General features: G+C 70.5%; 10 protein-coding genes. All 10 read right to left on the bottom strand.

The features are described from left to right. Positions 1-65: 65 nt before the first annotated feature. The 10 genes from QM809_RS09325 to QM809_RS09280 all read right to left on the bottom strand — a co-directional run bounded on the left by QM809_RS09325 (position 66) and on the right by QM809_RS09280 (position 10,460). Positions 66-2,504, bottom strand: coding sequence for a glycogen/starch/alpha-glucan phosphorylase (locus QM809_RS09325; RefSeq protein ID WP_415045505.1), 2,439 nt, complete (start codon positions 2,502-2,504; stop codon positions 66-68). 222 nt (positions 2,505-2,726) lie between these two features. After that, positions 2,727-3,941 (bottom strand): glucose-1-phosphate adenylyltransferase, encoded by a 1,215-nt coding sequence (gene glgC / locus QM809_RS09320; RefSeq protein WP_415045504.1) that lies wholly within the window; start codon positions 3,939-3,941, stop codon positions 2,727-2,729. Between the two features lie 81 nt (positions 3,942-4,022). Beyond that, on the bottom strand, positions 4,023-4,844 hold the full coding sequence (locus QM809_RS09315) for a methyltransferase domain-containing protein (RefSeq protein WP_415045503.1): 822 nt from the start codon (positions 4,842-4,844) through the stop codon (positions 4,023-4,025). 53 nt (positions 4,845-4,897) lie between these two features. Further along, positions 4,898-5,065, bottom strand: a complete 168-nt coding sequence (locus QM809_RS09310) for a DUF3117 domain-containing protein (protein WP_415045502.1) — start codon at positions 5,063-5,065, stop codon at positions 4,898-4,900. Between the two features lie 75 nt (positions 5,066-5,140). Then, the gene (locus tag QM809_RS09305) at positions 5,141-5,494 is read right to left on the bottom strand and encodes a DivIVA domain-containing protein (protein ID WP_415045501.1); all 354 of its coding nucleotides are present in this window, start codon (positions 5,492-5,494) and stop codon (positions 5,141-5,143) included. Continuing rightward, a complete protein-coding gene (locus tag QM809_RS09300; RefSeq protein ID WP_415045500.1) occupies positions 5,488-6,408 on the bottom strand; it encodes a glucosyl-3-phosphoglycerate synthase in 921 nt (306 codons plus the stop codon). Before QM809_RS09300 ends, QM809_RS09305 begins: the two co-directional genes overlap by 7 nt. Positions 6,409-6,418: 10 nt before the next feature. Next, complete coding sequence (folP, locus tag QM809_RS09295; RefSeq protein ID WP_415047047.1) at positions 6,419-7,231, bottom strand: dihydropteroate synthase; 813 nt, start codon at positions 7,229-7,231, stop codon at positions 6,419-6,421. Positions 7,232-7,305: 74 nt separating this feature from the next. Then, entirely contained in the window at positions 7,306-9,099 is a 1,794-nt protein-coding gene (locus tag QM809_RS09290) for a long-chain-acyl-CoA synthetase (RefSeq protein ID WP_415045499.1), read from the bottom strand. Positions 9,100-9,138: 39 nt separating this feature from the next. Further along, positions 9,139-9,681 carry a TIGR00730 family Rossman fold protein gene (locus QM809_RS09285; protein ID WP_415045498.1) on the bottom strand — a complete coding sequence of 181 codons (543 nt, stop codon included), beginning with the start codon at positions 9,679-9,681 and terminating at the stop codon, positions 9,139-9,141. Next, positions 9,678-10,460 carry a TIGR00730 family Rossman fold protein gene (locus tag QM809_RS09280; RefSeq protein ID WP_415045497.1) on the bottom strand — a complete coding sequence of 261 codons (783 nt, stop codon included), beginning with the start codon at positions 10,458-10,460 and terminating at the stop codon, positions 9,678-9,680. Before QM809_RS09280 ends, QM809_RS09285 begins: the two co-directional genes overlap by 4 nt. Between the last annotated feature and the right edge of the window lie 19 nt (positions 10,461-10,479).

Genomic DNA, 10,479 nt, shown 5'->3' with positions numbered 1-10,479 from the left:
GTGGTGCCTCGCTCCCTGAGCCGGGAGCGAGGCACGAGCACCCGTGTCGAAGGGGCTCGGCGCCGCTACAGCGCCGACTCGATGTCCCAGATCTCGCTCATGTACTGCCGGACCGCCCGGTCCGAGCTGAAGTAACCCATCCGCGCGATGTTGTGGACGGCCATCGTCTGCCACCGCTCGTAGTCGCGGTAGGCCCGTTCCACCTCGGTCTGCGCGGCGTCGTAGGCGTCGAAGTCGGCGGTGACCAGGAAGTAGTCGCTGTTCCAGAGCATGTCGAGGATCGCGCCGTAGCGGTGTTCCTCGCGGGGGCTGAAGACGCCCTCGGCGATCGCCTGGAGCACGTCGCGCAACGGCTCGCTCGCCTCGATCGCGGCGCGCGCGTGCCCGGGTTCGCCGCGGCGCCGCGCCACCTCGTCGGCGGTGAGGCCGAACAGGAAGAAGTCGTCCGGGCCCACCTGCTCGCGGATCTCCACGTTGGCGCCGTCGAGCGTGCCGATCGTCAGGGCCCCGTTGAGCGCGAACTTCATGTTGCCGGTGCCCGAGGCCTCCATGCCCGCGGTGGAGATCTGCTCGGAGAGGTCGGCCGCCGGGATCAGCTTCTCGGCCATCGACACGTTGTAGTTCGGCGGGTACACCACCCGCAGCAGGTGGCGGGTCTGCGGATCGTCGTTCAGCACGGTGCCGACGTCGTTGATGAGCGCGATGACGTCCTTGGCCATCGTGTAGCTGGGGGCGGCCTTGCCGCCGAAGATCTTCACGCGCGGCACCCAGCCGGCGCCGGGGTCGGCCTTGATCCGCTGCCAGTGCGCGACGGTCCACAGGATGTTGAGGAGCTGCCGCTTGTACTCGTGGATGCGCTTCACCTGGACGTCGTAGAGCGCGTCGACGCCGAGATCGATGCCGTGGTGCTCGGCGAGCCACCCGGTGAAGCGTTCCTTGGCCAGACGTTTGGTGGCCCCGAAGCTCTCCCGGAACTCCGGGTCCTCGGCCAGCGCATCCAGTTCGCGCAGCCGATCCAGATCGGTCTCCCAGCCCGGACCGATGCGTTCGGTGACGAGGTCCGCCAGCGGCGGATTGGCCAGTTTGAGCCAACGCCGCGGCGTGACCCCGTTGGTCACGTTGACGATCCGGCCGCCGTGCCGCGCGTCGAGTTCCGGGAACAGGTTCTCGCGGACCAGATCGGTGTGCAGGGCCGAGACGCCGTTCACCTTGTGGCTGGTCACGAAGGCCAGTTCGCCCATCTTCACGTCGCCGTCGGCGATCAGGCCGATGCCGTCGGGCCGCGGCCCGCGCAGTTCGACGTCCCGTTCGTCGAGGCGGGCGATGATCTGCAGATGCCGCGGCAGCACCTTGCCCAGGAGCCCCACGGACCAGCGTTCGAGCGCTTCCGGGAGCAGCGTGTGGTTGGTGTAGCCGAGCACCTTCGTCACCGTGTCGACGGCGGCGTCGAAGCCGAAGCCGTGCTCGTCGAGGAGGATCCGGATCAGTTCGGGTCCGGCGATCGCCGGGTGCGTGTCGTTCATCTGGATCGCGACGAACTCCGGCAGTCGGCGCAGGTCGTCGTGGTCCTTCAGGTAGCGGCGCACGATATCCTGGACCGAGGCGGAGGTGAGGAAGTACTCCTGCGACAGCCGCAGTTCCTTGCCCCGTTCGGTGGTGTCGTCGGGGTACAGGACGCGGCTGAGGGTGCGGACCCAGGCCTCCGGTTCGGCGGCGGCCGCGTAGTCGCCCGCGTTGAACCGGGCGAGGTCGAACTGTTCGGCGCCGGGTTTGGCCGCCCACAGTCGCAGCGTGTTGGCCCACCGGCCGCCCCACCCGACGACGGGGGTGTCGTGCGCCTCGGCGGTCACCCGCAGCCGCGGCGTCCAGATCGTCCGCCCGTCGTGCTCGGTCACCTCGCCGCGCAGTCCCACCGGATAGGCCGCCTCCGGCCGGGTGAACTGCCACGCGTTGTCGGTGACGAGCCAGTCCTCGGGCTCCTCGATCTGTCTGCCGCCGGCGAAATGCTGCCGGAACAGGCCGTGTTCGTACCGCAGGCCGTAACCGTAGGCCGGGCAGGCCAGGGTGGCCATCGATTCCAGGTAGCAGGCCGCCAGCCGGCCGAGGCCGCCGTTGCCGAGCGCCGCGTCGGGTTCGTCGTCGGCGATCTCGGCGAAGTCGAGGCCGAGCTGCGCCAGCGCCTCGGCGGCCACGTCGCGCAGCCCCAGGTTGATCGCGGCGTCCTCCAGGAGCCGGCCGATCAGGAACTCCATCGACAGGTAGTGGATCCGCTTGCGCTGCTCGTTCCAGGTGCGCCGGGTGGCCTCGAACCACGGTTCCATCGCGTGATCGCGGACGGTGTAGCTGAGCGCCATCCGCCACGCGAACGTCGACGCGTGTGCGGGATCGGTACCCATCGCGTATCGGAGGTGTCGCAGCAGCGACGCCCGGAACTCCTCGACCGTCGGCGCGGAGAGCGGCCGGTCGTCGGGGTCGGCGGGGTGGACTTCCAAGGACTCGGACATGAGGCTCCCTCAGGCGGCCGGGCCGCCGTTGCGGTCGTTCGACGGACCGATCGTAGCCCCGGAATCCCGCCCCCGCTGGGCGAGGAGAACCGGCTCCCGGCCGGCTCCCCGCCCCCAATGCGGAGGACGGACACCGGCCGCCTGCGTGCCGAGGACGGCGATACGCCCTCGGCGGCGCTCCGGCGGCCGGTGTCCGTCGCGTCCCGACGCGGGACGGGATGTCTAGACGACGGTGTTCTTCGCCACGGCGACCACGCCGCCGGTGCTGACGGTGTACTTCTCCCGGTCGCCGTCGAGGTCGACGCCGATCTGGCCGCCCTCGCTCACCTTGACGTTCTTGTCCAGGATCGCGTTGCGCACCACCGCGTTCCGGCCGATGCGCACGCCCGGCATCAGGATGCTGCCCTGCACCACGGCGCCCTCGGCGATCACCACGTCGGTGGCGAGCACCGAGCCGTGCACCATCGCGCCCTCGACGATGCAGCCCGCGCCGACCATCGAGTCGTTGGCGCTGCCGCCGCCGATGAACTTGGCGGGCGGGAGATGCGAGGTCTCGCCGCGGATCGGCCAGCGCTGGTTGTAGAGGTTGAACGCGGGCTTGGCCGAGACCAGGTCCATGTGGGCGTCGTAGAACGCGTCGATGGTGCCGACGTCGCGCCAGTAGCCCTTGTCCTCGGGGGTCTCCCCCGGAATCTGGTTGTCGGCGAAGTCGTAGACGTAGGCCTCGTCCTTGGCGACGAACGCCGGGATGATGTCGCCGCCCATGTCGTGGTCGGAGTCCGGGTCGGCGGCGTCCTTGCGCAGCATCTCCACCAGCGCCTCGGTGGTGAAGACGTAGTTGCCCATCGAGGCGAAGGTGACGTCCGGGTCGTCCGGGGTCCCGGGCGGATCGGACGGCTTCTCCAGGAACCGGGTGATCCGGCCGTCGGAGTCGGAGTCGATGCAGCCGAACGCGACGGCCTCGGTGCGCGGCACCCGGATCCCGGCGACCGTCACCGAGGCACCGCTGGCGATGTGCTGCTCCACCATCTGGGACGGGTCCATCCGGTACACGTGGTCGGCGCCGAAGACCACGATGTACTCGGGGTTCTCGTCGAAGATCAGGTTCATCGACTGGTAGATCGCGTCCGCGCTGCCGGTGTACCAGCGCGGCCCGAGCCGCTGCTGCGCCGGGACCGGAGTGATGAACTCCCCGTGGAAGCCCGACGACCACCAGGTCTGCGAGATGTGGCGGTCGAGCGAATGCGACTTGTACTGCGTCAGCACGCAGATGCGTTCGTATCCGGCGTTGACCAGGTTGGAGAGGACGAAGTCGATCAGTCGGTACGAACTGCCGAAGGGGACCGCGGGCTTGGCGCGGTCCTTGGTCAGGGGGAAGAGTCGCTTGCCTTCGCCGCCTGCGAGAACGATTCCGAGCACGTGCGGTTGAGATCTCACGCGTCCAACATATCCGCTTCTCCGCGCGCGCGTCCGGTGGGCACCGTGAGTTCGGGTACTCGGTCCCGGATGAGGCCCGGGTCAGGACCGATCGTGCGGTCGGTCCACGTGTGCGACGGTGAGCGTCACGTCGAGGGTCACCGGGTGCTCCCCCGCGGCGCCGGCCACGTGTGCGGCCGCCGCGGCCAGTTCCGACTCGGTGCGATGGTGCCCGGCCGGTCCCATCCCGGCGAGATCGGCGAGCCGCGCGGCGGTCAGCACGACGGTCGAGACCACCGGGACCGCCGCATTGACGACGAACCCGCCGCCCGCCAGATCGCGGTGCAGCCGCTCCAGTTTCTCCGCGCCGATCCGGAGCATGCCCAGTTCCTCCCGCACCTGATGCAGGTGCCCGGGGTTCGGGGTGACGATCAGCCAGCGGCCGCCGGGGGCCAGGATGCGCGCCGTCTCGGCGAGGTTGCGCGGGGCGAACACCGACAGCACCGCGTCGGCCGTCCCGGATCGGACCGGGAGGCCCTCCCACAGGTCGGCGACCACCGAGATCGCCCGCTCCGAGGCTCGGGCGCAGGCCCGCGCACAGTACTTCGAGAGGTCGATGCCGATGCCGTGGGCCTCGGGGGCGGCGTCGAGGACCGACGCCAGGTAGTGACCGGTGCCGGCCCCCGCATCGACGATCGACGACGACGCCGGATCCGTGTGCGCCGCGAGCTCCCGCTGCACCGCGGCGAACACCCCGGCGTCGAGGATCCGCCTGCGGGCGGCCACCATCGGCGCGGTGTCGCTGCGATGTGCACGACCGCGCCCGCTCAGGAGCGGGGCGTAACCCTGCCGGGCCAGGTCGAAACGATGGCCCAGCGGACAGATCAGCGTGCGGCCGTCGACGGCGAGCCGATCGCGGCACACCGGACAGCACAGCAGTCCGGCACAGGTGTGCCAGAGCTGCGGCGGGCCTGGATTCAGGCCACGACCTCGCGCAGGGCCTCCCCGAGCGCCGAGGCCTCTGCGTCGTTCAGTTCGACGACCAGACGGCCGCCGCCGTCGATCGGAATGCGCACCACGATGCCGCGCCCCTCCTTGACCGCCTCCAACGGACCGTCACCCATACGGGGCTTCATCGCCGCCATTCTCGCGCTCCCTTCACCGACAGACACTGCGCGCTGCGAGCAGCACGGGTTCCATCCTACGTGGTGGGCATCTCCTCACCGCGGCCGGGACGGATCGGCCACCTCGATCGTGGCGGTGTCGGCCGGTGCGGCGCTCTCGGCGTCGCGCACCGACAGGTCGTGCACCACCGCACGCAGGTCGTCGATCTCGCGGGCCAGCTTCTCCAGCGCCCAGTCGACCTCCTCGGTGTCGTACCCGCGGAAGGTCTGCTGGAACACCAGGCCCCGGACGTCGTCGCCCCCGATGCCCACCCGCGGCAGCCGGGTGAGCGTGGTCCGCTTGGGCACCGGCGGCAGTTCTTCGCCGCGGCCGAATCCGAACCAGACGACGACGAACACGAGCGCCACGACGGCGAGCATCCCGAGGATGTAGAGGGCGATGGTCAGCACGGCTTCAGGGTAGCGATCGGCGGACGGTCGGCGACGGTCAGCGGCGCCGGATGCGGTGTGAAGGTGCCGTCGGCGGCGGGGACGAACCGGGTCAGCCCCACCCCGGAGTCCTCGATCCCGCAGCGGGAGAGGGCCGTGGCCAGGATCTGCCTGCTCATCACCGCGAGCTCGTGCAGGGGACGGTTCCGGTGCACCCGGACCCCGAGGTTCACCTGTCCGATGCCGGCGAGCCCGTAGCGGTCGTAGGTGTCGATCAGCAGGCCGATCTCGACGCCGTATCCCGCGGCGAAGGGCACCGACGAGAGCAGTTCCCGGGTCCCGGCGTATTCGCCGCCGAGCGGCTGGATCACCTCGCCCAGCTCCGGTTTCAGCGCGGTGAGGAGGGGGCGGGCGAGCAGTTCGGTCACGCGTCCGCCGCCGTCGGCCACCTCGGCGCCCCCGGCCAGCAGCGGCCGGCGGTAGTAGCCCTTCACCAGGTGCACCTCGGGGTCGAGCAGGAGCGGACCGAGCAGCCGGGGGACGAACATCGGGTCGGGATCGATCAGGTCGGCGTCGACGAAGGCGATCAGGTCGCCGGTGGTGGCCGCGATCGACCGCCACAGCGCCTCCCCCTTGCCGGGGCGCGGATCCAGGTCGGGGAACACCTCGTCGCGGGCCACCACGCGAGCGCCCGCGGCCCGAGCCACCTCGGCGGTGGCGTCGGTGGATCCGGAGTCGAGCACCACCAACTCGTCCACCAGCCCGCCGACCAGCGGCCGGATGGAGGCGACGACCCCGGCCACCGCGGCCTCCTCGTTCAGCGCGGGCAGCACCACCGAGACGGTGCGGCCGGCCTTGGCCGCGGTGAGTTCGTCGACGGTCCACTCCGGCCGGTCCCACGCGTGCGTGCGGGCCGGGCTCGTCGTCTCACTCATGCCAGTTCACTCATGCCAATCCTCGAACCGTCCGGGCAGGCGGTCGCGTGCCGGCGATGGAGGCGACCATGTCCACCACCCGGCGGGTGTCGGCGACTTCGTGCACGCGGAAGACGCGGGCCCCGGCGGCGGCGGCCAAAGCCGTCGCGGCCAGCGTACCGGCCACCCGCTGATGCAGTTCCACCCCCAGGGTCTCGCCGATGAAGTCCTTGTTGCTCAACGCCATCAGCACCGGCCAGCCGGTGCCGGTCAGCGCGTCGAGGCGCCGCAGCAGGGCCAGCCCGTGATGGGTGTTCTTCCCGAAGTCGTGCGTCGGATCGATCAGGATCCCGTCGCGCCGCACCCCGGCGGCGGCCGCGCGTTCGGCGGCCGCGGTGAGCTCGTCGGCCACCTCGGCCACCACGTCGTCGTACCGGACGCGATGCGGCCGGGTCCGTACGACGGCCCCGCCGGTGTGCGAGCAGACCAGTCCGGCACCGGTCTCGGCGGCCACCGCGACCAGCTCGGGGTCGGCGCCGGCCCAGGTGTCGTTGATCAGGTCGGCGCCGGCCGCGCACGCGGCGACGGCCACCTCGCTGCGCCAGGTGTCGACGCTGATCACCAGGTCGGGATGACGTTCCCGGATCCAGGCGATCAGCGGGACCACGCGGTCGGCCTCGGTGGCCGCATCGACCCGTTCGCCGGGTCCGGCCTTCACCCCGCCGATGTCGACGACGTCGGCGCCCTCGGCCACCACCTGATCGATCCGCCGCTGGGCGGCCTCGTCGGAGAAGGTGGCCCCGCGGTCGTAGAAGGAGTCCGGCGTGCGGTTGACGATCGCCATCACGAGCGCGCGATCAGCCGCCACCGGGCGCCCGCAGAGGGTCGCGGGCGCCGGTGCGTCCGGGGCCGGTCCGTTCAGTTCGATGCCTTCACGCCGGCGACCTCGTCGGTGAATCCGTCGTAGATCGGCACGTAGCCCTCGGCCCGCGAGGCGAGGACCAGCACCCGGTCGTCGCCGGTGTCGGTGTAGGCCTCGTCGCGCAGTTCCACCTTCCGGTTCTTGAAGGTGGTGGTGGCCTCCAGCTGCGGGACCAGACGCAGGAACAGCGGCACGGCGTAGGTCGGGAGAGCCTCGTAGAGGTGCGCCGCCAGCGCCTTGCCGTCGAGTTCGGCGCCCTGCGCCAGCGTCAGCGCGGCCATGCCGGCGCGGCCGTCGCAGCCGGGCACCTCGACGCCGTAGACGGCGGCCTGCTCGACGGCGTCGAACGTGCCCAGCGCGCTCTCCACCTCGGTGGTCGCCACGTTCTCGCCCTTCCAGCGGAAGGTGTCGCCGAGCCGGTCGACGAAGGCGATGTGCAGGAAGCCCTGCTGGCGGACCAGGTCACCGGAGTTGAAGTAGGCGTCGCCGTCCTTGAACGCGTCGCGGATGATCTTCTTCTCGGTCTCGGTGTCGTCGGTGTAGCCGTCGAGCGGGACCCGCTCGCTGATCTCGGCGATCAGCAGGCCCGGCTCGCCCTTGCGAACCGTGCGCAGTCGGCCGTTCGCGTCGCGCTTGGGGCTGCCGTCGGCCTCGTACTCCACCACCTTGAACGGCAGCGGGCAGAAGCCCGCGGTGCGACTGACGTTGAACGCGTTGACGAAGGCCAGGTTGAGCTCGCTGGCACCGTAGAACTCGACGATCCGACCGACCCCGAAACGCTCGGAGAACTCCTCCCAGATCTCCGGCCGCATGCCGTTGCCGACGATCACCCGCACGGCGTGCCCGCGGTCGGTCGGCTTCTCCGGCTGGGCCAGCAGGTAACGGCAGAGCTCACCGATGTAGCAGAACGCCGTCGCGCGGTTGGCGATCACGTCGTCCCAGAACCGACTGGCGGAGAACTTGCGGGCCACGGCGATGCACGCGCCGCCGGCCAGGACGGCGCCGAGCGATACCGAGAGCGCGTTGTTGTGGTACATCGGCAGCGCCACGTACATGGTGTCGCTGGGGCGCAGTCGTGCCGCGAGCCCGCCGATGCCGTCGTAGTTGGCCATCCAGCGGTTGTGGCTCATCATGCTGGCCTTGGGCAGGCCGGTGGTGCCCGAGGTGAAGATGTAGAACGCGGTGGTCGACGCGGGCAGCTGCGCGGTGACGGCCGGATCGGCGTCCGGCTTGCCCTCGGCGGCGGCGTCCAGCTCGGCGAAGTCGAGCACGTGCTCGGGCTTGGCGTCCGGGCTCATCGTCTCCCAGGCCTCGACGCATTGCGGATCGCGGACCAGGACCTTGGCGTTCAGCAGTCCCATGCTGTGGTCGATCACGTGGCCGTGCTGGTTGTAGTTCAGCATGCCGGCCACCGCACCCAGTTTGAGCGCCGCCAGGATCACCAGCAGGTCGGTGGCGCTGTTCTCGGCCAGCACGCCGACCACGTCGCCCGTGGTCACACCGCGCTCGGCGAGCACCGCGGAGTAGCGGTTGACGATGCGGTTGGCCTCGCCGTAGGTGATCGTCTCCCCCTCGAACCGGACGAACGGCCGATCCGGGTGCTTGTGCGCGAGCTTCTGGAAGATGAGGCCGATCGTCCGCTTCTGGGCGGGCGACTTGATGAGGAAGCCCGGAGCGTGCCGTACCATCGACAGCGCGTCCGGTGCCATCTGCGCGACGCCCTTGAGGAGGTCGGTGACACCGACCGTGCTCCGTGTCGGCGCTGCGTTCTGGCTATCGGTGGATACCATGCTCGGGCTCACTCCATTCTCGACCGGGTGTGTCGGGGATTACCTTACCGATGAGTCAGTTATCGCCAGCGCGGCCCCCGGATCCGATACCACCCGCAGGCGGTCCAGCGCCGAGCGCGCGACGAACCCGCGGGTCGCCAGATCGGCGAGCCAGGTGATCATCGGGTCGTAGAAGCCGTCGTGATTCAGCAGGGCGATCGGCTTGTCGTGCACGCCGAGGAAACCGCCGGTCCAGGTCTCGAACAGCTCCTCGAGGGTGCCGATCCCGCCCGGCAGGGTGATGAACGCATCCGACAGCTCGTCCATCAGACGTTTGCGCTCGCGCATGGTGTCGGTGACGATCAACTCGTCCGAGTCGGTGTCGGCCACCTCGGCCTTCATCAGATGCTCGGGGACGATGCCGACGGTGTAGCCGCCGGCCGCCCGCGCCCCGCGGACCACCGCGCCCATCATGCCGACCCGGCCGCCGCCGGTCACCAGCGTGTGCCCGGCCTCGGCGATCGCCGCACCGGTCCGCTCGGCCAGATCCAGGTACTCCCGGTCGACCGGCCCGGACGCGCAGTAGACGCAGATCGCGCTCATCCGGCGACCGCGGCCCGAACGACGTCGACGGCCTCCTCCGGGGTCTCGACCAACGTCAGCAGGTCGACGTCGCCGGGGCTGATCATGCCCTCGGCCAGCAGCGTGTCCCGCAGCCAGCCCACCAGCGGCCCCCAGTAGTCGCGGCCGATCAGCACGATCGGGAACCTCTTCACCTTCCCGGTCTGGACCAGGGTGAGGGCCTCGAAGAGCTCGTCGAGGGTGCCGATGCCGCCCGGCAGGCAGACGAAGGCCTGCGCGTACTTCACGAACATCGTCTTGCGGACGAAGAAGTACCGGAAGTTCGTCGCGATCGTCAGATACGGGTTCAGGTGCTGCTCGAACGGGAGCTCGATGTTGAGGCCGATCGACTGCCCGCCGGCCTCGAACGCCCCCTTGTTGGCCGCCTCCATCGCCCCGGGGCCGCCTCCGGTGATCACCGCGTACCCCGCCTGCGCGAGCAGCCGACCCAGTTCGACGCCGGTCGCGTACTCCTCGCCGTCCGGCGCGACCCGCGCCGAGCCGAACACCGTCACCGCCTCGGCGACGTTCTCCAGGGCGTCGAAACCGGCGACGAACTCGGACTGGATGCGCAGCACCCGCCAGGCGTCGCGCGCGGTGCGCGCCACCGCGCGGCCCTCGTCGGCCGGATCGACCCAGGCCAGCAGTTTCTCGTCGCTGGTGACGTAACCCTCGCCCTCGCTCACCCGGATCCGAGCGGCGCCGGCGTACCGGAGGGTGTCGTCGACGGGCACGTCGTCGTCGAGCGGTTCGCGTGTCATGGAGCACACGCTAGCAACC

This window comes from Gordonia sp. (in: high G+C Gram-positive bacteria), assembly GCF_047600385.1.
Classification (GTDB): Bacteria; Actinomycetota; Actinomycetes; order Mycobacteriales; family Mycobacteriaceae; genus Gordonia.
Note: the sequence above shows the minus strand (reverse complement) of the source record. Positions and strands in the feature narration are given on the sequence as shown.